A 234-nucleotide genomic window follows, 5' to 3' on the forward strand; every position below is an offset into this window, starting at 1 on the left:
TCCGTCGTCGGCAGCGTCAGATGTGTATAAGAGACAGCTTCGGTCCACCCCTGGCCGCCGCCAAGAGCTCACCCGCAGCATCCGTGACCACGACCTCGCCGCCGTTCCGGGACGCCTCGAGACCTGTCTCTTATACACATCTCCGAGCCCACGAGACGCGTAGTAATCTGGGGGGGGGTCGTTTTTTTTGGGAGAGGGGGGGGGGGGGGGGGGGGGGGGGGGGGGGGGGGGGGG

Annotated in this window: 1 protein-coding gene; it reads left to right on the forward strand. The window is 67.9% G+C overall.

Features of this window, described 5'->3' with window-relative positions; translation table 11 throughout:
- Nucleotides 1-234 (forward strand): hypothetical protein (locus ACPYOM_RS22845; protein WP_481347716.1); only part of this gene is annotated, 234 nt, incomplete at both ends.

The organism is Monashia sp. HAY1-2A, from assembly GCF_056755315.1.